General features: G+C 53.8%; 16 protein-coding genes. 7 read left to right on the forward strand and 9 right to left on the reverse strand.

What is annotated here, in order from left to right:
• Positions 1–194: 194 nt before the first annotated feature.
• Positions 195–1,583: a diguanylate cyclase gene (locus FHD02_RS14055; RefSeq protein ID WP_220393993.1), complete on the reverse strand. Its 1,389-nt coding sequence runs from the start codon at positions 1,581–1,583 to the stop codon at positions 195–197.
• A gap of 80 nt (positions 1,584–1,663) precedes the next feature.
• A complete protein-coding gene (locus FHD02_RS14060; RefSeq protein ID WP_042310278.1) occupies positions 1,664–2,296 on the reverse strand; it encodes a LysE family transporter in 633 nt (210 codons plus the stop codon).
• Positions 2,297–2,634: 338 nt separating this feature from the next.
• On the opposite strand from FHD02_RS14060, the gene yahO reads away from it, so the two are divergent.
• Complete coding sequence (gene yahO / locus FHD02_RS14065; protein ID WP_137359910.1) at positions 2,635–2,910, forward strand: DUF1471 family periplasmic protein YahO; 276 nt, start codon at positions 2,635–2,637, stop codon at positions 2,908–2,910.
• A gap of 32 nt (positions 2,911–2,942) precedes the next feature.
• On the opposite strand, the gene prpR is transcribed toward yahO, so the two are convergent.
• Complete coding sequence (gene prpR, locus FHD02_RS14070; protein ID WP_137349051.1) at positions 2,943–4,553, reverse strand: propionate catabolism operon regulatory protein PrpR; 1,611 nt, start codon at positions 4,551–4,553, stop codon at positions 2,943–2,945.
• A gap of 252 nt (positions 4,554–4,805) precedes the next feature.
• On the opposite strand from prpR, the gene prpB reads away from it, so the two are divergent.
• From prpB to prpE, 4 genes are all read left to right on the forward strand, one after another.
• Positions 4,806–5,687: a methylisocitrate lyase gene (gene prpB / locus FHD02_RS14075; RefSeq protein WP_069323901.1), complete on the forward strand. Its 882-nt coding sequence runs from the start codon at positions 4,806–4,808 to the stop codon at positions 5,685–5,687.
• A gap of 124 nt (positions 5,688–5,811) precedes the next feature.
• Positions 5,812–6,981, forward strand: coding sequence for a 2-methylcitrate synthase (prpC, locus tag FHD02_RS14080; protein ID WP_042310274.1), 1,170 nt, complete (start codon positions 5,812–5,814; stop codon positions 6,979–6,981).
• 37 nt (positions 6,982–7,018) lie between these two features.
• Positions 7,019–8,470: a bifunctional 2-methylcitrate dehydratase/aconitate hydratase gene (locus FHD02_RS14085; RefSeq protein WP_220393994.1), complete on the forward strand. Its 1,452-nt coding sequence runs from the start codon at positions 7,019–7,021 to the stop codon at positions 8,468–8,470.
• A 40-nt stretch (positions 8,471–8,510) separates the two neighbouring features.
• Positions 8,511–10,397 carry a propionate--CoA ligase gene (gene prpE, locus FHD02_RS14090; RefSeq protein WP_220393995.1) on the forward strand — a complete coding sequence of 629 codons (1,887 nt, stop codon included), beginning with the start codon at positions 8,511–8,513 and terminating at the stop codon, positions 10,395–10,397.
• A gap of 46 nt (positions 10,398–10,443) precedes the next feature.
• On the opposite strand, the gene FHD02_RS14095 is transcribed toward prpE, so the two are convergent.
• From FHD02_RS14095 to FHD02_RS14110, 4 genes are all read right to left on the reverse strand, one after another.
• Positions 10,444–10,716, reverse strand: a complete 273-nt coding sequence (locus FHD02_RS14095) for a YceK/YidQ family lipoprotein (protein WP_220393996.1) — start codon at positions 10,714–10,716, stop codon at positions 10,444–10,446.
• A 156-nt stretch (positions 10,717–10,872) separates the two neighbouring features.
• A complete protein-coding gene (locus FHD02_RS14100) occupies positions 10,873–12,126 on the reverse strand; it encodes an MFS transporter (protein ID WP_220393997.1) in 1,254 nt (417 codons plus the stop codon).
• Positions 12,127–12,183: 57 nt separating this feature from the next.
• Complete coding sequence (locus FHD02_RS14105; protein WP_220393998.1) at positions 12,184–15,261, reverse strand: beta-galactosidase; 3,078 nt, start codon at positions 15,259–15,261, stop codon at positions 12,184–12,186.
• A gap of 121 nt (positions 15,262–15,382) precedes the next feature.
• Positions 15,383–16,474, reverse strand: coding sequence for a LacI family DNA-binding transcriptional regulator (locus tag FHD02_RS14110; RefSeq protein ID WP_220394003.1), 1,092 nt, complete (start codon positions 16,472–16,474; stop codon positions 15,383–15,385).
• Positions 16,475–16,625: 151 nt separating this feature from the next.
• Between FHD02_RS14110 and FHD02_RS14115 the strand changes: the two genes are divergently transcribed.
• The gene (locus FHD02_RS14115) at positions 16,626–17,234 is read left to right on the forward strand and encodes a class I SAM-dependent methyltransferase (RefSeq protein ID WP_220394004.1); all 609 of its coding nucleotides are present in this window, start codon (positions 16,626–16,628) and stop codon (positions 17,232–17,234) included.
• On the opposite strand, the gene FHD02_RS14120 is transcribed toward FHD02_RS14115, so the two are convergent.
• Together FHD02_RS14120 and FHD02_RS14125 are read right to left on the reverse strand one after the other, a co-directional pair.
• A complete protein-coding gene (locus FHD02_RS14120) occupies positions 17,231–18,181 on the reverse strand; it encodes a GlxA family transcriptional regulator (protein ID WP_204555961.1) in 951 nt (316 codons plus the stop codon). The genes FHD02_RS14115 and FHD02_RS14120 overlap by 4 nt on opposite strands.
• Before the next feature lie 18 nt (positions 18,182–18,199).
• The gene (locus FHD02_RS14125) at positions 18,200–18,976 is read right to left on the reverse strand and encodes an MBL fold metallo-hydrolase (protein WP_137371347.1); all 777 of its coding nucleotides are present in this window, start codon (positions 18,974–18,976) and stop codon (positions 18,200–18,202) included.
• Positions 18,977–19,280: 304 nt separating this feature from the next.
• Here FHD02_RS14125 and FHD02_RS14130 point away from each other — a divergent pair, with 304 nt between their 5' ends.
• Positions 19,281–20,939 (forward strand): ShlB/FhaC/HecB family hemolysin secretion/activation protein, encoded by a 1,659-nt coding sequence (locus FHD02_RS14130; RefSeq protein ID WP_220393999.1) that lies wholly within the window; start codon positions 19,281–19,283, stop codon positions 20,937–20,939.
• The last annotated feature ends 4 nt before the right edge of the window (positions 20,940–20,943 follow it).

The raw sequence follows: 20,943 nt of genomic DNA on the forward strand, positions 1-20,943 counted from the left end.
CCTCCTGCATTCAGAAGGCGTCATCACCGGGATATGCTAGCGCTATTCAGATTTGGTGTATTTGATTTGCATCTTATTAAGCGGCTGTTATTTTTATGGTACGTATATACCTGAATAAAAATAACAGCCCGATACTTATCGCAGGTCAGATAAATACCCTTAACGGGGTATTTATTTCTCCGTGGGAAAACAGGTTATTCCTGAAATATCTCGATGCGGTCACGGCCATTACTTTTTGCCAGGTACAGTGCCCGATCGGCTTTATCAACCAACTGCTTGTAGTCAGGATGGTAGTCATATTCGGCGATGCCAATACTGACGGTAACAGAAAACACTTCTGTTGCTGAGGCCGCCATACGCATCTCGGCAATTTTCATGCGTAGCGTTTCGAGGATAATACTGGCCTGAGACTGATCTGACTCGACAAGCAGAATCATAAATTCTTCACCGCCGTAGCGGAAAACGTAATCGCTGCTGCGAATATGATCATAAATAACCGCCGCGACGTTTTTGAGCGTCATATCACCGGTGTTATGCCCATAGTTGTCGTTAATTTGCTTAAAGTAGTCGATATCCAGCATCGCCAGGGTAAAGGGCTTCCGGGTATGTAACGCCAGCGAGATCTCACGCCGCATAATGGTCGGGATAAAGCGTCGGTTAAGCAATTGAGTCAATGAGTCTTTACCATTTTCCTGCTTCACCAGCGCGTCGAACATTGAGGCGAGCAGGAAATGGATTTTTGCCGAGAGCTGGCGTACATCCTGCAACAAGCTCATCCGTTCAGGTTCTGTCGCCTGATGCTGATGCGACAGCGTGGTTGTCAGGCGGTTGTCGATTTCCGCAATCAGCGACTCCATTTCTTTCAGCAGATTGCTGTTGCCCAGAATGTATTTTACCTTGTGTGCGAACCACATACCAAAATCAGAATTCGCCAAAAGGACCAGCTCACCGAAAGGCATTCCGGTGGCGATGTTATAGATAAACTGATTTTCCCAGTCGGTAAATGAGCGTATTTGCCGCTCGCGTTCGACGTTAACGTCATCGTAAATGGTCTGCAGGCGATACTGTTCCTGGGTATGCAGTGAGTTTTGATAGCTGGGGGAATAGGAGACGGTCATGGCCTCCAGGGCGGTATCCATTGCCAGACTGCTGAAACAGATGGCATCGCTCAGCAGGGCGGGCGAGTATTCCGCTTTCTTTTTCAGGACCCGATACAATTCATCTTTCAGCTTGCGTGCGCCGCGATTAACCAGATCGATAGGCAGCCCGATGCGGGCATGCACCACGCCAATTTTGCGCTGTTTTGCCAGCAGTTGTGAGAGATCTTCGTTCGCGCTACCAAGTACGCTGCGTAGCCAGTCAAACATACTGCCGCTGAGGCGGGTGCTGACCTGTTCTGTATTGAGGAACAATGCGCTCTCCGCATGGGAGAGCATATAGTCATAAAAAACGCTCACTAAATGGCGGATCTCTTCGTCGCTTAATGATGTCAGGATCGTATGAACTTCAGGGGATGTTTGACGTAACAACGCCTGCCATTCTGTAAGGAGTAATGTGTCGTTTACCGAAGCAACCTGTTCCATCTCACTGCCACTCAAAATGCGATTTAAAAATTCAGGCGGTATTACGGACAATTACGTCACAATGGTCAAGTTAAACTCGCTTAACGATGGCTGACACCTTCATAAATCAGCCTGAGCGCGAAGACGCCGATAATGGCGCCTATCACCCGGCTGGCAACCCTCTGGATTCGACCATACGCACGGCGCACAGCGGGCAAAGAAAATGCCTGGCTGAGAAAAATCCGCCAGATAACGGAAGACAACACAATACCTGCCCAGGCCATTAGCCTCGCCCACGTAGGCGTTTCTGCGCTGAGGGTGACGGAGAAGATACTAATAAAAAACAGAACGGTTTGCGGATTAGACAAATCTGTTAATAACCCGCGGCGGAAAAATACATACCAGGGGGCGGAAATCGGCTGCTGTAACGTTGGCATTTGCGGTGTAGCCTGATGGCGAACACTGTTCCAGGCAAACCACAGCAAATAGGCGCCGCCGACAATTTTAATCAGTGAAAATATCTCTTCACATTGGGTAATGAGCGTCGCCATGCCAAAGAGCCCGAGGCCGGAGTAGAACGCATCGCCTAAGGCCACACCCAGACCGGTCATCACCCCTGCGCGCCGTCCTGACGCCAGACTGGTTTGCACCACCACGAACAGGTTCGCGCCAGGATTAAAAAAGGTTAAAACAAACAGGCTGATGGTGAGTACGACGGCGTGTAAAGGTTCCATAGACAACGATTCCATTAGTGAGAGCGGGCCAGGGGCATGCTTAGACTGCTAACACTATAATTTTAGCGCGCTCGTCATTCTGCGTATTCACTCACACTGTATTGTGAAATGAGCTCAAATTTGCAAATAGCGTCTACGCCTGGTTTCTGTAACCCCGCTGCGCCGGATAATGCTGCGGCGTGGGATCTTCTGTTATACACGATGCGCAAAATATCTTTATATTTCCGCCAGCTCTGGATCTTTTTAGCGGCCTGAACTACTTATTAATCATCCTTGACTCGCATGGCGAATGTTCAGGGGGCGATGATGGCATATATAACAAAACCTGGAGCTTTTATATGAAAACTGGAATTAAAGTACTTATTGGTGCGTTAGCTTTTGTTGTGTCCAACGCGTATGCCGCGGAATTTATGACAAAACTTGAGTTTGAAAAGGTTGAGTCGCAATATACCAAAATCGGTGATATTTCAACAAGTAATGAAGTATCAGCCGCTGATGCGAAAGAAGACCTTCTGAAGAAAGCCGAAGAGAAAGGTGCCGATGTGGTGGTATTAACCTCCGGCCAAACGGACAATAAAATCCACGGTACAGCCAATATTTACAAGAAAAAATAATGCGCAGTACTGAAAGATAACATACCCGCCAGTCATTGCACTGGCGGGTTTTCTTTTAGCCTGCGCCAGAACGTAGTTCTGCTGATACCGAGATATTGCGCCGCCGCGGTTTTATCGCCATTGAATTGCGCCAGTACCTGCTGCGGCGTCAGTGATGAAGTGACCTGCGGCGGGGCAGCAACCGCGGCCAGTTCAGGTAACAGCTGCTGTAGAAATTGTTCGTTCAGCTCCGGCTGTGGTTCGACGCTTAAAAACAGCGCCAGACGCTCCATCATATTGCGCAACTCGCGGATATTTCCCGGCCAGCCATAATTGAGCAACGTATGCTGGCTCAGGGCTAATCCCTTACGCACCGCGTCAGAAAACGGCGCGTCCAGTTCCGCCAGCGACTGTTTTAAAAAGCCTTCCGCCAGCGGCAGAATATCGGGCAACCGCTCGCGTAGCGGCGGCAGTTTGAGGCGCAGAATGCTCAGGCGGTAAAACAGATCGGTACGAAATTCTCCCTGTTTCATCTCTTGTTCCAGGTTGCAGTGCGTGGCGCTAATCACCCGTACATCGACAGGAATCGGCTGATGTCCCCCGACCCGGGTGACCTCTTTTTCTTCCAGCACGCGCAATAACCGGGTTTGTAACGGTAGCGGCATTTCGCCTATCTCATCAAGAAACAGCGTCCCGCCGTGGGCAATTTCAAACAGGCCCGCGCGTCCTCCCCGGCGAGAGCCGGTAAACGCGCCATCTTCATAGCCGAACAGCTCCGCTTCCAACAATGATTCGGTGATGGCACCACAGTTGACGGCAACAAACGGCGGCGAAGGTTTTCCGCGCCGATTCTCCTGACGTGTGAAATATTCACGATGAATAGCCTGCGCCGCCAGCTCTTTACCCGTGCCGGTTTCCCCCTGAATCAGCACCGGCGCACGCGAACGGGCGTAGAGCATAATGGTGTGCCGCACCTGCTCCATTTGCGCAGAGTGACCGCGCATATCCCCCAGCGCATAGCGGGTGCGCAGCGTGTCGCCGGAGGCGTATTGCCCGTTTCTGCGCAGCGTCAGCCGGGTCATATCCAGCGCATCGACAAAAGCCTGGCGCACGGTAGCTGCTGAATAGATAAAAATACCGGTCATACCTGCTTCTTCCGCCAGGTCGGTAATCAACCCCGCGCCGACCACCGCCTGGGTACCGTTGGCCTTCAGCTCGTTGATTTGTCCACGGGCATCTTCTTCGGTGATATAGCTGCGCTGTTCTAGCTGCAAATTGAAGGTCTTTTGAAAGGCGATTAGTGCGGGGATGGTTTCCTGATAGGTAATGACGCCAATCGACGAGGTCAGTTTTCCCGCTTTCGCCAGCGCCTGTAGTACGTCAAACCCGCTGGGTTTAATCAGGATCACTGGAATCGATAAACGGCTTTTCAGATACGCGCCGTTGGAGCCTGCCGCAATGATGGCATCGCAACGCTCAGTGGCCAGCTTCTTACGGATATAAGCCACCGCTTTTTCGAAACCCAGCTGAATAGGAGTGATGGTCGCCAGGTGGTCGAACTCCAGACTGATGTCGCGAAACAGTTCGAACAGGCGCGTGACCGAAACCGTCCAGATAACTGGTTTGTCGTCGTTCACCCGCGGCGGAAGATGCGTATCAGCCATAAGTAACCCAAAAAGTAAGGAACCGAGTATAAGGGTTTAGTTGTGTTTCATAAATGTTGCAATGAAACGTTCAAGTCGGTTTCATGAAACGATAGCTGACACGCTTTTGTGCAATAAAAATACAGGTTATAAATGTAATCATCTGTTTTAAAAAGTAAAAATGGAATTTGAATAAAAGTTTTGGTCTTTGGCATACCCCTTGCTTTAGGTAAATCAACGAATGATAACAAGTTGATAACAAGAGGACGGGATATGTCTCTACACTCTCCAGGGCTGGCGTTTCGCGCCGCGCTCAGCAAAGAAAACCCATTACAAATCGTCGGTACGATCAACGCCAACCACGCGCTGCTGGCTCAGCGTGCCGGGTATCAGGCGATTTATCTCTCCGGCGGCGGCGTTGCGGCGGGGTCGTTGGGTCTGCCGGATCTCGGTATTTCTACCCTTGATGATGTACTGACCGATATTCGTCGTATCACTGATGTTTGCCCGCTGCCATTGCTGGTGGATGCGGATATTGGTTTTGGATCGTCGGCGTTCAACGTGGCGCGTACCGTGAAGTCGATTGCCAAAGCCGGTGCCGCCGCGCTGCATATTGAAGATCAGATCGGCGCCAAGCGTTGCGGGCATCGTCCGAACAAGGCGATCGTCTCTAAAGAAGAGATGGTCGACAGGATCCGCGCCGCCGTGGATGCGCGTACCGATCCCAACTTTGTGATTATGGCGCGAACCGATGCGTTGGCGGTGGAGGGGTTAGAAGCGGCCATCGATCGTGCCCAGGCATATGTTGAAGCGGGGGCCGACATGCTGTTCCCGGAAGCCATTACCGAGTTGGCGATGTACCGCCAGTTTGCCGATGCGGTGCAGGTTCCGATCCTCGCTAACATTACCGAATTTGGCGCCACGCCGCTGTTTACTACCGATGAACTGCGTAGCGCGAACGTCGCCATGGCCCTGTATCCGCTGTCTGCCTTCCGCGCCATGAACCGTGCGGCTGAACGGGTCTACAACGTGCTGCGCCAGGAAGGCACGCAAAAGAGCGTGATCGACATTATGCAGACGCGCAACGAACTGTACGAAAGCATCAACTACTACCAGTTCGAAGAGAAACTCGACGCGCTGTACACAAAAAAGTAGCCACGTAGGCCTGATAAGGCGAAGCCGCCATCAGGCAATGCCGGATGGCACTGCGTTTATCCGGCCTGCGTAGCTACTCGCACACCCTCAGCACCCTACATATTATAAAAATGACGAGGACAACATGAGCGACACAACAATCCTGCAAAACAACACGCATGTCATTAAACCTAAAAAATCGGTTGCGCTGTCAGGCATCGCCGCCGGAAATACCGCGTTATGCACCGTGGGTAAAAGCGGTAACGACCTGCATTATCGCGGCTACGATATTCTCGACCTGGCGCAACAGTGCGAATTTGAAGAAGTTGCGCACCTGCTGATCCACGGGAAATTACCTACCCGCGACGAACTCACCGCCTATAAAAGCAAACTCAAAGCGCTGCGCGGCTTACCCGCAAATGTGCGTACCGTGCTGGAAGCGCTGCCTGCCGCATCCCACCCGATGGATGTGATGCGCACCGGCGTCTCCGCGCTGGGGTGTACATTGCCGGAAAAAGAGGGGCACACCGTTTCCGGCGCGCGCGATATTGCAGACAAGCTGCTGGCGTCCCTCAGTTCGATCCTCTTGTACTGGTATCACTACAGCCATAACGGCGAGCGCATTCAGCCGGAAACGGACGATGATTCCATTGGCGGTCACTTCCTGCATCTGCTGCATGGCGAAAAACCGTCGCAAAGCTGGGAAAAGGCGATGCATATTTCGCTGGTGCTGTATGCCGAGCACGAATTTAACGCATCCACTTTCACCAGTCGTGTGATTGCGGGAACCGGCTCCGATATGTATTCCGCGATTATCGGCGCGATTGGCGCGCTGCGTGGGCCGAAACACGGCGGGGCGAATGAAGTGTCGCTGGAGATCCAGCAGCGTTATGAAACGCCGGATGAAGCCGAAGCGGATATCCGCAAACGCGTGGAAAACAAAGAAGTGGTGATTGGCTTTGGTCACCCGGTTTACACCATTGCCGACCCGCGTCATCAGGTGATTAAACGCGTGGCGAAGCAGCTTTCTCAGGAAGGCGGTTCGCTGAAAATGTACAACATCGCCGACCGTCTGGAAGAGGTGATGTGGGAAACGAAAAAGATGTTCCCCAACCTCGACTGGTTCTCGGCGGTCTCCTACAACATGATGGGCGTCCCGACCGAAATGTTCACTCCGCTGTTTGTTATCGCCCGCGTTACCGGCTGGGCGGCGCACATCATCGAACAGCGCCAGGACAACAAAATTATCCGTCCTTCCGCCAACTACACCGGCCCGGAAGATCGCGTATTTGTGCCGATCGAAAAGCGTTGCTAATTAAACCCTCTAAATATAAAAACAGGAGTTGTACCCTATGTCCGCACATATTTCGAACGTTCGCCCAGACTTTGACCGTGAAATCGTTGATATCGTTGATTACGTTATGAATTACGAGATCACCTCAAAGGTGGCGTACGACACCGCGCATTATTGCCTGCTCGACACCCTTGGCTGTGGTCTGGAAGCGCTGGAATATCCGGCCTGTAAAAAACTGTTAGGACCGGTGGTGCCGGGGACCGTAGTGCCGAACGGCGTTCGCGTACCGGGCACCCAGTTCCAGCTTGACCCGGTGCAGGCGGCGTTTAACATCGGCGCGATGATCCGCTGGCTGGACTTCAACGACACCTGGCTGGCCGCGGAATGGGGCCATCCTTCCGATAACCTCGGCGGTATTTTGGCGACGGCTGACTGGCTGTCACGCAACGCGGTGGCGGCGGGGAAAGCGCCGTTGACCATGAAAAAAGTGCTGACCGGGATGATCAAAGCCCATGAAATTCAGGGCTGTATCGCGCTGGAAAACTCCTTTAACCGCGTTGGTTTGGATCACGTTCTGTTGGTAAAAGTCGCCTCCACGGCGGTGGTCGCGGAGATGCTTGGGCTGAGCCGGGATGAAATCCTCAACGCCGTTTCGCTGGCGTGGGTCGACGGCCAGTCGCTGCGTACCTATCGTCATGCGCCAAATACCGGCACGCGTAAATCCTGGGCGGCAGGCGATGCGACCTCCCGCGCAGTACGTCTGGCGTTGATGGCAAAAACGGGCGAGATGGGATATCCGTCTGCGCTGACGGCGAAAACCTGGGGCTTTTATGACGTCTCCTTCAAAGGGGAATCGTTCCGCTTCCAGCGTCCGTACGGCTCTTACGTGATGGAAAACGTGCTGTTTAAAATCTCCTTCCCGGCCGAGTTCCACTCGCAGACCGCGGTAGAAGCGGCAATGACGCTGTATGAACAACTGCAGGCCGCGGGTAAAACGGCGGCTGATATCGAAAAAGTGACCATTCGCACCCACGAAGCCTGTATCCGCATCATCGATAAAAAAGGCCCGTTGGATAACCCGGCGGATCGCGATCACTGCATCCAGTATATGGTCGCCATTCCGCTGCTGTTTGGGCGTTTAACCGCGGCAGATTACGAAGACGGCGTGGCGCAGGACAAACGTATTGATGCCCTGCGCGAGAAGATCACCTGCTTCGAAGATCCGGCCTTTACTGCCGATTATCACGACCCGGAAAAACGTGCCATTGCTAACGCCATCACTCTCGAGTTCACCGATGGTTCACGTTTTGAAGAAGTGGTGGTGGAGTTCCCAATCGGTCATGCGCGCCGTCGTCACGACGGTATGCCGAAGCTGGTCGAGAAGTTCAAAATCAACCTGGCGCGTCAGTTCCCGACCCGTCAGCAGCAGCGCATTCTGGATGTCTCCCTGGACAGAGCCCGCCTGGAGCAGATGCCGGTCAATGAGTATATGGACCTTTATGTAATCTAAACCTGCGTGCGGCAAGGCGTAAGTTCAACAGGAGAGCATTATGTCTTATAGCGAGTTTTATCAACGTTCGATTACGCAACCGGAGTCGTTCTGGGCCGAGCAGGCCCAGCGTATTGACTGGCAGCAGCCGTATACGCAGGTGCTGGATCACAGCAACCCGCCGTTTGCCCGCTGGTTTTGCGGCGGCAAGACCAATTTGTGTCATAACGCCATCGACCGCTGGGTGGAGAAACAGCCTGAGGCGCTGGCGCTGATTGCGGTGTCATCGGAAACCGAAGAAGAGCGTACCTTTACCTTTCATCAGCTGTACGACGAAGTGAACGTGGCGGCGGCAATGTTATTGTCTCTGGGCGTACAGCGCGGCGACAGGGTACTGGTTTATATGCCGATGATCGCCGAGGCGCACATTACGCTGCTGGCCTGCGCGCGCATTGGGGCGATCCATTCGGTGGTGTTCGGTGGCTTTGCCTCGCACAGCGTGGCGGCACGCATCGACGACGCCCAACCGGTGATTATCGTTTCGGCGGATGCCGGCGCGCGCGGGGGCAAGATCCTGCCGTATAAAAAGCTGCTCGATGATGCAATCAGTCAGGCGCAGCACCAGCCGCGTCATGTGGTATTGGTCGATCGTGGTTTGGCGAAAATGGCGCGGGTAGAGGGGCGCGACCTCGACTTTGCCGCGCTGCGCCAACAGCATCTTGGCGCGCGGGTGCCGGTGACGTGGCTGGAATCGAATGAAACCTCCTGCATTCTCTATACCTCTGGGACAACCGGTAAACCGAAGGGCGTCCAGCGCGACGTTGGCGGCTATGCGGTCGCGCTGGCAACCACGATGGACACCATTTTCGGCGGTAAAGCGGGCGGCGTGTTCTTCTGCGCGTCGGACATCGGCTGGGTGGTTGGGCATTCGTATATCGTGTATGCCCCACTGCTGGCGGGGATGGCGACGGTGGTGTACGAAGGGCTGCCAACGTACCCGGACTGCGGTGTGTGGTGGAAGATTGTTGAGAAGTATCAGGTTAGCCGGATGTTCTCCGCGCCAACGGCGATACGCGTACTGAAGAAATTCCCGACCGCGCAGATCCGCAATCACGATCTCTCCTCGCTGGAGGTGCTGTATCTGGCCGGGGAACCGCTGGACGAACCGACCGCCAGTTGGGTAACGGAAACGCTGGGCGTCCCGGTTATCGACAACTACTGGCAGACCGAATCCGGCTGGCCAATTATGGCGATCGCCCGTGGGCTGGACGACAGGCCTTCGCGGTTGGGCAGCCCTGGCGTGCCGATGTACGGCTATAACGTGCAGTTGCTCAATGAGGTGACCGGTGAACCTTGTGCAGCGAATGAGAAGGGGATGCTGGTCATTGAAGGGCCGCTGCCGCCAGGGTGTATTCAGACCATCTGGGGCGATGACGCACGGTTCGTAAATACCTACTGGTCGCTGTTTTCTCGTCAGGTATACGCCACTTTTGACTGGGGCATTCGCGATGCCGACGGCTACTACTTCATCCTCGGCCGTACGGATGACGTTATTAACGTCGCCGGACACCGACTGGGTACGCGTGAGATAGAGGAGAGTATTTCCAGCTATCCAAACGTCGCAGAAGTGGCGGTGGTCGGCGTGAAAGATGCATTGAAAGGGCAGGTGGCGGTTGCATTTGTTATTCCGAAACAGAGCGATAGCCTTGAAGATCGCGACATCGCACATTCGGAAGAGAAGGCGATAATGGCGCTGGTGGACAGCCAGATTGGTAATTTTGGCCGTCCGGCACACGTCTGGTTTGTGTCACAGTTGCCGAAAACGCGCTCCGGTAAAATGCTCAGGCGGACGATTCAGGCAATCTGTGAAGGCCGCGATCCCGGCGATCTGACGACCATTGACGATCCGGCGTCGCTGCAGCAAATTCGCCAGGCGATCGAGGAGTAGCCGTTATTAATTGGCCCGGTGGCGCGATGCTTACCGGGCCTTGTTTCTAATCGACTTTCTTATACGGTCCGTGATAGTAATCAAACGGCGCATAGACCGTATCCGCCACAAAAGACAGCGGCACATCGATAAATAGCAGCGCTAAATCGAAATAGTTATAATCGTAAGCGCCTGGATTTTTTAGTTTATCAATGTCGTGGTGCGTACCCACATAATAGGTATTCGAATCCTCGCCTTCCGTGCGTGCATTAATGCTGCCACATCCTGAAAGTAATGTGCTGATAAAGAGTGCCATTACCGCAACCGTCTTTTTGCTCATCCTGTGACCTGGGTTTTACCGTCTCGTTTACCATAGCAGGTTAAAAGCGGCTTTTTGCCCGCAGAACTTAAACCCTCAGGTCAGGACTCATAGAGTGAGGATTGCACGTTATAGGCCGGATAAACCACGTGAATGGTGCATCCGGCAAAGAGGCTTTTACAGCGCGACGCTTTCGCGACGACGCAGCAGGGAAAATGGCCCCGGCCCGCTAAGGGTAAATACGGAAATCAGCGTGAAGCTCAGCGCAATTATCCCCAGCACCAGATAAGCCCCCTGGAAACCAATACTCTCATACATTTTTCCGGCCAGAACTGACATGAAAATCATTGCCAGCTGTTTGAAGAAACAGAAACACACAAGGTAAATTGTGGCCGAGAAACGCACTTCAAACTGACTGGTGATGTATTTGAAGCAACCAACAATCAGGAACGGTATCTCGAACATATGCAGCGTTTTGAGGATAACGACTTCCAGCGCCGTGGTGGCGAATGATGAACCAATGATCCGTACCGACATGATCGCACCGGCCAGCAGCAGGGCGTTCTTTCCGCCGATGCGGTTCACAATCAGCGGCGCAAAGAACATGATCGAGGCGTTGAGTAATTCCCCCATGGTTGTGACGTAGCCAAATACCCGCGTGCCTTGTTCGCCGGTGGCAAAGAACGAGGTAAAGAAGTTGGCGAACTGCTGGTCAAACACATCATAAGTACAGGAAACGCCGACCACGTACAGGGAGAGGAACCAGAGTTTTGGTTGTTTGAATAATTCCAGCGCCAGCTTCAGGCTGAAGGCTGAGTTGTTGGCGCCTACCGCATCCGCGACTTTTGCAGAAGATGGGGCATCTGCTTTTGAAAAGAACAGCAGCAATGCCAGAATGACCGCACAGCCAGAACCTAACCAGAAGACAAACTGGTTATTGATGGTGAACATAATTCCTGCAATCGAGGCGCACAGCGCCCAGCCCACACAGCCAAACATGCGTGCGCGACCAAATTCAAACTTGCTTCGGCGGCTGGCCTTTTCAATATAGGCTTCAATCGCCGGAGCGCCGGCATTGTAAATAAAGCCAAGATAAATCCCGCCGACAATCGACCCCAGTAAAATATTAACCTGTAATAGCGGGCCAAAAACGTAAATAAAGAACGGGGCAAACATTACCAGCATTCCAGTAATTACCCACAGCAGGTGTTTTCGCAGGCCAAGCTTATCGGAAAGTAGTCCGAAAATAGGCTGGAATAATAATGAAAACAGTGAAATACAGGCGAAAATGATCCCAGTGTCACCTTTACTGATATGGTTCACATCGTGTAACCAGATCGGAAAGAAGGGGAAATAAGCACCCATAATGAAAAAGTAAAAGAAAAAGAAAAAGCCGAACACCCAAAAGTTAGTGTTTTTTAAATAATACATGACAGACTTCCTCAGGAAAAATAAGGGCAGGTCATAACCTGCCCATTATTATTATGTTTAACCCCAGATAACCTGGTAGTGATAACGTCCGGCACTCAGCAAAAACTCCGGCGACACGGAAGGACTCCATGAATCATCGCCGCCGACACCCATATGGAAGCCATCAATATTGAGCCAGGTACCCGCCTCCGGTTGCAGCAGATGACGGTGGCTGGTTTCCATTAGTTGCTGTTGGCTAAAGCGGCTGATGTTGAACAGGAAGTCGCCACGCCATTGATGCGTGCCGTATCGCAGTTCGCGCGTGCCGCAGCGCAGACCGTTTTCGCTCGGGAAAATATACGGGGTGTACATCTCATCGAGTGACAGATCCCAACGGTCAAAACAGGCGGCGCTCAGGCGATCCGGGTAGTTCTCATGTGGACCGAGACCTAACCAATTCACTCGCTCGACGACCTGCGACAGCTGGCAGCTCAGGCCAATACGCGCCGGATGCGGCGTGCCGCTGGCGATGTCGACATCCACCGTTATCTGCATCTCGCCATGACCGTCGATACGATACGATTTACGGCTGATAAACAGTGTTTCATCCAGATACTGCCAGGCATGCGCGGTGGTGATCAGCACACTGTTTGCCAGCGTTTCGGCTTCGCATAACAACAGCAGCGGCTCTACGCGGTAATGGCCTGCGGCCTTCCAACGTTCAACCCAGGCATTAGGATCGATGCGGGATGACTCGCTGACGCCGATATCGTTGTCCAGCGGCGCGCGGGTGAACTGGTCGGTCAGTGGGGATAACAACTGGGCGGTATCATCAAGCCAGTATTGTGTCAGCAGGCCAGACCGACGGTCGAATTGCCAACGCTTGTTGTCGTTCTCAACAGTAAAGCTGTTTTCGCTAACGTTGAGCTGTGGCGCGTTGCGGACAGTTGGCTGCCGCACCAGGCTGAGTTTCTCTTCCAGCTTCCACTGCTGCCAGGCGCTGATATGTCCGGCGTCTGACCAGGCGGTGGCGCGAGGCTGTTCCACGCGCACCGTCAGCCACAGTTGGCCTGCGGTTTCCGGCATCGGGCAATTTGGCAGGGTAATCACCTGGCGGCCCTGCGGGGCAATATCCAGAACGATTTGTCCGGCGGCCAGCAGGTTGCCGTCCTGGGCAATCGACCAGTGCAGAACTTCGTTATCGCTGCGGCGGAACAGATATTCGCTGGTCACTTCAATCTGGCGTTCAGCGCCCGGCAGTAACGTAAACTGGAAAAACTGCTGTTCATGTTTGGCCTCGTATAACGCCGGATGCGGGGTGCGATCGGCGAACACCAGTCCGTTCATGCAGAACTGACGATCGTTAGGCGTGTCGCCAAAGTCGCCACCGTAGGCTGACCATGCCTTACCGTTCTCATCATATTTAATCAGCGACTGATCCACCCAGTCCCAGACAAACCCGCCCTGCAGGCGCGGATACTGACGAAATGCCTGCCAGTATTTGGCGAAGCCGCCGAAACTATTGCCCATCGCATGGGCATATTCACAGAGAATGAGTGGACGCTGCTCACCGGGCATCGACAGCCACTTTTTAATCGACCATTTAGGTACCGCCGGGAAGGGCTGATCCTGATCGACGCGGGCGTACATCGGGCAAATAATGTCGGTCGCCGCGGTATTCGCGCCGCCGCCTTCGTACTGTACCGGGCGTGACGGGTCTTCTGATTTTATCCAGCGATACAGCGCGTCGTGATTGACGCCATGACCGGATTCATTGCCCAGCGACCAGATGATAATGCTCGGATGGTTGCGATCGCGCAGCACCATGCGCGTCACGCGCTGGCTCATGGCAGGCAACCATGTGGGATCGTCGCTCAGGCGATTCATTGGCACCATGCCGTGGGTTTCGATATTGGCTTCGTCGACCACGTACAGGCCGTAGCGATCGCACAAGGTGTACCACAACGGATGGTTCGGGTAATGGGAGCAGCGCACGGCGTTAAAGTTGTTCTGCTTCATCAGCAGAATATCCTGCACCATCGTCGCCTCATCCATCACCTGACCGTTGACCGGATGGTGCTCATGACGGTTGGTGCCGCGAATCAACAGCGGTTTACCGTTTAACAGTAGCAGGCCGTTTTTGATATCAATCTGACGAAAGCCGACGTCACAGGCTTCTGCTTCAATCAGCACCCCATCCGCGCTACGTAACTGCACAACGGCACGGTACAGATTGGGCGTTTCGGCACTCCACAGCGCTGGCTTTTCGACGTTCAACCGCAGGGTAACCCGGTCATGATAAGCGCCGCGCTCATCAATAATCTCGCTGCCGAGTGGGGAGGTCGTTTCGTCAGTGAGCGTTTCACCTCCCCACAATTGCAGGGAAACGCGTAAATCTTCGCTCGCGTTGCCTGCCACTTTGACTTCCGCTTCCAGCACGGCGCGGCTGAAGTCATCGTTAAAACGGGTGTTAATGCGCAGGTCGCTGATTTGCGTGGTGGGCTTATGCAGCAAAGATATGTCGCGAAAGATACCGCTCATGCGCCACATATCCTGGTCTTCCAGATAGCTGCCGTCGCTCCATCGCAGCACCATCACGGCCAGGCGGTTTTCGCCGCGCAGCAGATAATCGCTCAGATTGAATTCAGACGGCAGACGACTGTCCTGACCGTAGCCGACCCAGCGACCGTTGCACCACAGATGAAATGCGGAATTGACGCCGTCAAAAATAATGCGCGTCTGACCTTCATCTAACCATGCGTCTTCGATATTAAATGTGAGCGAGTAACATCCCGTTGGGTTCTGTGCCGGAACGTACGGCGGATTAACCGGGATCGGGTAGGTGACGTTGGTATAAATTGGCGCGTCGTAACCGTCCATCTGCCAGTTAGAAGGGACGTTGATAGTGTCAGCCTGTGGCAGATCGCTTGTCAGCCAGCTTTCCGGCACAGCCTCCGGCGCGGGAAACCACGCGAATTGCCACTGGCCATTCAGCGAGCGTAACTGGGCTGAGCGCTGATTAGTTCGCGCATCATCTGCTGAGCGCCAGCTACAGAAAGGTGGGTGCGCCTCCAGGCGGTTGAGCTGCGTGACGCCGGGATTTTCCCAGTCGCGGCGGGCCAGAACAGCGGAGAGTGAATCTGGGTTCAGGTTCATAACGGTATCCTGTTTGAATTTGTTATTCGCTCACAATTTCAATCAAAATACGGATAAGCGTTCCCAACTGTAAAGGATGGGGCGTGTAATGAGTGAACTGACTCACACAATTGTTATGCGTTCACATTTTAGGTGTGAGCTGAGAGACTTGCCTCGCCAACTGGATGAGTGTATCCGCCAGCGCCTGGGGAGAGGTGGTTTGCGTATCGGGAGGCAGAACCGTTTTGCGCTTAACCAGAGTTACGGGCAGCAGTTGGTTGCCCACAGTTGATTCGCCATGGGGAAGTTGCAGCAGCCTGTCGACGCTGGTTTCGCCTAATAACGGAAAATCCTGCCTGATGGTAGTCAGCGGTGGAATGTAGCAGGCGCTGTCTTCGGTGTCATCGTAGCCGATCACCGAGATATCAATCGCCACCCGCAGGCCGAACTCGCTGATTGCCCGCATCGCGCCCAGCGCCATTTGATCGTTAGCAACCAGCATAGCGGTGGGGAGATTACCGCTATTGAGCATATGCAGTGTTTGTTGAAAACCGGACATGGCGCTCCAGTCGCCTTCCAGCTCCGCGACGGGTTGCAACTGGTAGTACGCCAGATATTTATGCCACCCCGCATGGCGAAGCCTTGCCGAAACCGAAGTGCGCGGCCCGCTCAGCAGGGCGATACGCTGATGTCTGTGCTGTACCAGATGTTCAACGCCGAGGCGTGCGCCGTCATCATGGGAGAAAATCACGCTGTTAATTGGCGTCTGGTCAGAGACATCGAGAAACAGCACCGGCACCGTACCGCAGGCGGCAGCCACGGCAATAGCGTCTTCTTCATCCAGCGGATAGTTAATGATAAGCCCGGTAACGCGTTGGGAAAGCAGGTTGTGGACCGCGGCTTTGCATGCTTCAACGCCGCTGCGCTCGACCATGGCGATCACCACGCTGGCACCGGACTGGTCGGCGCGGGATTTTATGGCGGCAACGATTTGTGAAGGGGCGTGCAGGGCAAGGTTCGCCGTCACGACGCCAATCAGCGACGTCTGTTTACCTGCCAGCTGCTGTGCGACGCGGTTAGGGATGTAGTTGAGTTCCGCCATCGCGGCCTCAACTTTCTGTCGGGTTTTTGCAGAAACGTGGCTGGCCTGATTTACGACGCGCGAGACGGTCTGGTAAGAGACTCCTGCATGGTCTGCCACATCGTATAGCGTTACCGGTTTCACGTTTATCACCCCTGTCATGATGTTTTCTACGCGCTATGATGCCACAGCGGGACGGTTTTAGGGGATTTGCGCATTGGTTCTGCGAGGCGCATTCCAGGGTTGCGTCTCTGGCGCCGGAGGATTTATCGTCGTGATTATTAACAGAATAAAAAGTGAGGAGATGGTGAGCGACGTTGCGGCAAATAACATTCTGTCCATCTACAGGCGTCATGCGGATGCCTTTGCCAGCCAGCGCTCTCGTGCACTGTTTGAAAAAAGCTGGCTGGACAAGTTCATCTCGGTTATGGACGGGCAGGGCAGCATTGTGGATATTGGCTGCGGGAACGGTCAGCCGATTGCCGGGTATTTTATCCAGCAAGGTTTTCAGCTCACAGGGATTGATGGTTCCGCAGCGATGCTGGCGCGGGCCCGGCAATCCTTTCCCGCGCAGCGCTGGCTGGAGCAGGATATGCGTGAACTGGCACTCGACGAAACCTTTGCCGGCCTGATTGCGTGGGACAGTTTTTTCCATTTAACCCAGCAAGACCAACGAAAGATGTTCCCGATTTTTGACCGGCTTAGCCATCCCGGCAGCGCGCTGATGTTTACCAGCGGTACCGGGAATGGCATTGCTATGGGGCAATTTGAAGGCGAGCCGCTATTTCACGCCAGCCTTGCACCTGATGAGTATCGCGTATTGCTCTCAGCGCACGGCTTTACGGTGATTGAAATGGTGATGGAAGATCCGGAATGCGCAGGGCACACGGTGTGGCTGGCGAAAAAAGGCTAAACGCCGCGAAAGGTTTTGCGCCATTCGGCGGGGCTGACGCCGAAATGAGATTTAAAATGCTGACGCCAGGTGACAGGCGACTGAAAACCGACCTGTTCGGCGATGCGTTCAACGGGCAACTGACTGGACTCCAGTAGCGCCTGGCTGCGGCGAAGACGCTCGACAATCAACCACTCTGCCACGCTCGACCCGGTGGCTTTCATAAAGTGACGGGTTAACGTGCGACGGCTCATCATCACCCGCTGCGCCAGCGCATCGAGACTATGCTGTTCGTGGATATGCAGGCGTAAATAATCAAGCAGCGCATTGATGCGCTGATCCTGGGTGTTTTTCGCCACCGGCTGTTCGATAAATTGTGCCTGACCACCTTCGCGATGCGGCGGCACAATCATCCGCCGCGCAATCTGATTCGCTACCGTGCTGCCAAAACGTTGGCGGATCACGTACAAACAGCAATCCAGCGCGGCGGCAGTGCCTGCGGAGGTAATAATACCGTCGTCATCCACATACAGAGCGTTGATATCCAGACGCGCCGCCGGGAAGCGGGCCTGGAAATCCTGCTCGAACTCCCAGTGCGTGGCCGCCCGTTTGCCATCCAGCAGACCGGCATAGCCGAGGACAAATGCGCCCAGACACAGCCCGACCATTTGCGCGCCGTTTTGCCGCGCACGGTTGAGCGCATCAAGCAACCCCTGCGGCGGGCGATGTGCGGTCGTGCCCCAGTAAGGGATCACCACGATGTCGGCTGCCTCCACCGCTTCATAGCCATAAGCTGCGTTAATCGAGAAACCGTCCTGCGAGGAAACAATACCGGGCTGTTCGGCGCACAATTGCACGTCGAAGCGCTTTTTCGCCGCCACTTTGTCACTGAAAATGATGCACGGCACCGAGAAGTGAAACGGGCTGAAATCTTCCACGGCGACAATAGCGACGGTAAGTGGCTGCATACAATTCCTCTGCGGATATTAAAACGTCAGGGTTTCACCATCTTCCGGCACGTTGACGCATTGCGCAATCTGGTTGTCGCTGGCATATGCTTTCAGCGCGGCGCGGGTCAACAAACAGTGGTTTATCGCCTCCATATGCGTGGCCACAATTTGTGCATTAGGAAGCGTGAAGTGGGTTTTTAGTACATCTTCTGCGCCCATAATAATTGGGCCAAAACCGATGACGTGGGCAAAACCTGCGTTCAAAATCACCACATCCGGCTGGAAAGTCAGCATGTTGGCTTCCACTTCGTCACGCCAGATAGTGTCCCCAACCAGATACAGCGTTTTTTCCGCCGGATGTTGAAAGATAACCCCGCAGGCATCGCCTAAACGTTCCGCCATTTGCGGGATGGCGTAAGCGCGATCTGAACCATGCTGACCGCCGGTTTTACGTAAGGTGATGTCGCCCAGCGTGGTATTGTGTGTCAGTACATTAAGTTGGGTGAAACCCTGATCTCGCAGTACCTGCGCATCCTGCTCATTTTGCACGTAAATCGGTTTGTCTTTCGGCACGACGCGTGCGGCAACCTCATCCCAGTGATCTTCATGCAGATGCGTCACGATCAGCGCATCGACGTTAAGCAGATTATCAATATTAACAGGCAGATCGACGGTCGGATTGCGGATCTCCGCACGTGCCGTTCCGGCAAAGCCCGGATAAGCACCTTTTGCCGCCAGCATTGGATCGATTAGAAAGGTTTTGCCGCCAAAGGTGATGCGCTGCGTGGCGTTGCGGATTTGCGTGATGTTCATGATGTTTGCTCCACGTGTTGGGTCAGTGGTGTCATCGTAGAGTGTTATGCATAAGTTGAATGTGGGCAAATGGGCGAGTAGCGATGGGATCGGGCCAATCTGCGGGTCATTCAACGTAACAGGAGAAAATATTTAACTGTGGGGTGGGCGCTTTTCCTAAAAAGCAATAGGAAAGCGGTTACAAATTGAATATCACTGTGTCATTTATTTACATTTTGTGCCTTTTAACCTAGTTTGCTCATTTTTTAACGACCATGATGGATTATGGAAAGTGGGGCTGCGGGTGAAGATCAGGGACGTCGGGATGACTTTTTTACTGTCAGGGGGGGGGCTGTTATTGACCATGACGGGTCACGCCGCGCCTTTATCTCCTGCCGATCACAGTTCCGTTCAGCAACAGCAGCAGCAATTGCTTGATGAAAACCAGCGACAGCGCGAAGAGTTAGGCCGTAGCGTGGTCCTCCCTGAATCGGAAAGGTCAACCCTTCCTGCCCCGCCCTCCGGGGCCTGCTTTACGACCTCTCGTATCAATATTGAGGGGGCAAACCAGTTATCACCGAAAGCCGCCAGAAAATTAACCGCGCCGTGGGTGAATCAGTGTCTGGACATTGCTCGCCTGACGGCGCTGACGAACGCGATTTCTGATTGGTACATCAGCCGCGGGTTTATCACCAGCCGTGCTTTTTTAACCGAGCAGGATCTCTCCTCCGGTGTGCTGCACATTGCGGTACTTGAGGGAAAATTGCAGGAAATTCGCCTCGAAGGCGTCCCATCGCGCACGCTGAAAATGACCTTTCCTGGACTGGAAGGGAAGATCCTGAATTTGCGCGATCTTGAACAGGGCATGGAGCAGTTGAACCGGGTTCGCCGGGCGCCGGTGGAAATTGAAATTTTACCCGGTAGCCAGCAAGGTTTCTCGATAGTTAACCTGACGGTTGCCCCTGAATCTCTACTTAATGGCTCCGTAAGTTTTGATAACAGCGGGCAAAAGAGTACCGGAACCGGACAACTGAGCGGGGCGTTGTTTGCCAATAACCTGTTCGGCCTTGCGGATAAGTGGTTTATCAGCGGTGGGCGCAGCAGCGATTTTTCCAGCAATAAAGATGCGCATAATTTTGCCGCTGGGGTGAGTATTCCTTACGGCTACGGATTGCTTGATTACAGTTACAGCTGGAGTAACTACTTCAGCACCATTGATAACAATGGCTATGCCTGGCGATCCACCGGTGACAGCGAAACCCATCGTCTGACCGGTTCATGGGGGCTGTTTCGCAATGGTGACATCAAAACGACGGCTTCGCTGGGACTGACGCATCGAATAAACCGCAACAAATTGAATGATGTCCTGCTGGAAACCAGTAGCCGTAAGCTTTCCAGTATTTCGCTGGGTATCAACCATACGCAAAAAATCGCCTCCGGCGTTGCCACGTTCAATCCCACGTTTACCCAGGGGGTGCCGTGGTTTGGCGCAGAGAATGACAAGAATAAACAGGGTGATGTTCCGAAGGCAGAATTTCGCAAATGGAGCGTTAGCGGCAGCTTTCAGCGACCCCTGACAGAGAATCTGTGGTGGCTGAACAGCGTCTATTTTCAGTGGTCACCGGACCGGCTTTACGGCAGCGAACGCCTGACGCTGGGCGGTGAAACATCAGTACGTGGCTATAAAGAACAATACATTTCAGGAGATAACGGCGGCTACTGGCGCAACGAAGTGAATTACTCGCTGTTTACGCTGCCGGTATTCGGACAGATTGGCGCGATGGCGGCATTTGACGGCGGCTGGCTGAAACAGGATGGCTTTGATCGTTATGCCTCCGGCACGTTGTGGGGGGCCGCGCTGGGATTAACCAGTTCAGGGCGCTGGTTCTCCAGTCAGTTTATCGTAGGAACGCCAGTGAATTATCCGGACTGGCTGGCACCAGATCATCTCAATATTTATTACCGCATGGCCGTGGCATTTTAAGGAA

The sequence above is a fragment of the Citrobacter sp. EC_71 genome (genome assembly GCF_019584005.1).
In the GTDB taxonomy this organism is placed as follows: Bacteria; Pseudomonadota; Gammaproteobacteria; order Enterobacterales; family Enterobacteriaceae; genus Citrobacter; species Citrobacter werkmanii.

Coding starts and splice junctions, on each gene's coding strand:
- FHD02_RS14055 (WP_220393993.1), bottom strand. CDS start 1,583: ATGGAACAGGTTGCTTCGGTAAACGACACATTACTCCTTACAGAATGG.
- FHD02_RS14060 (WP_042310278.1), bottom strand. CDS start 2,296: ATGGAACCTTTACACGCCGTCGTACTCACCATCAGCCTGTTTGTTTTA.
- yahO (WP_137359910.1), top strand. CDS start 2,635: ATGAAAACTGGAATTAAAGTACTTATTGGTGCGTTAGCTTTTGTTGTG.
- prpR (WP_137349051.1), bottom strand. CDS start 4,553: ATGGCTGATACGCATCTTCCGCCGCGGGTGAACGACGACAAACCAGTT.
- prpB (WP_069323901.1), top strand. CDS start 4,806: ATGTCTCTACACTCTCCAGGGCTGGCGTTTCGCGCCGCGCTCAGCAAA.
- prpC (WP_042310274.1), top strand. CDS start 5,812: ATGAGCGACACAACAATCCTGCAAAACAACACGCATGTCATTAAACCT.
- FHD02_RS14085 (WP_220393994.1), top strand. CDS start 7,019: ATGTCCGCACATATTTCGAACGTTCGCCCAGACTTTGACCGTGAAATC.
- prpE (WP_220393995.1), top strand. CDS start 8,511: ATGTCTTATAGCGAGTTTTATCAACGTTCGATTACGCAACCGGAGTCG.
- FHD02_RS14095 (WP_220393996.1), bottom strand. CDS start 10,716: ATGAGCAAAAAGACGGTTGCGGTAATGGCACTCTTTATCAGCACATTA.
- FHD02_RS14100 (WP_220393997.1), bottom strand. CDS start 12,126: ATGTATTATTTAAAAAACACTAACTTTTGGGTGTTCGGCTTTTTCTTT.
- FHD02_RS14105 (WP_220393998.1), bottom strand. CDS start 15,261: ATGAACCTGAACCCAGATTCACTCTCCGCTGTTCTGGCCCGCCGCGAC.
- FHD02_RS14115 (WP_220394004.1), top strand. CDS start 16,626: ATGGTGAGCGACGTTGCGGCAAATAACATTCTGTCCATCTACAGGCGT.
- FHD02_RS14120 (WP_204555961.1), bottom strand. CDS start 18,181: ATGCAGCCACTTACCGTCGCTATTGTCGCCGTGGAAGATTTCAGCCCG.
- FHD02_RS14125 (WP_137371347.1), bottom strand. CDS start 18,976: ATGAACATCACGCAAATCCGCAACGCCACGCAGCGCATCACCTTTGGC.
- FHD02_RS14130 (WP_220393999.1), top strand. CDS start 19,281: ATGACTTTTTTACTGTCAGGGGGGGGGCTGTTATTGACCATGACGGGT.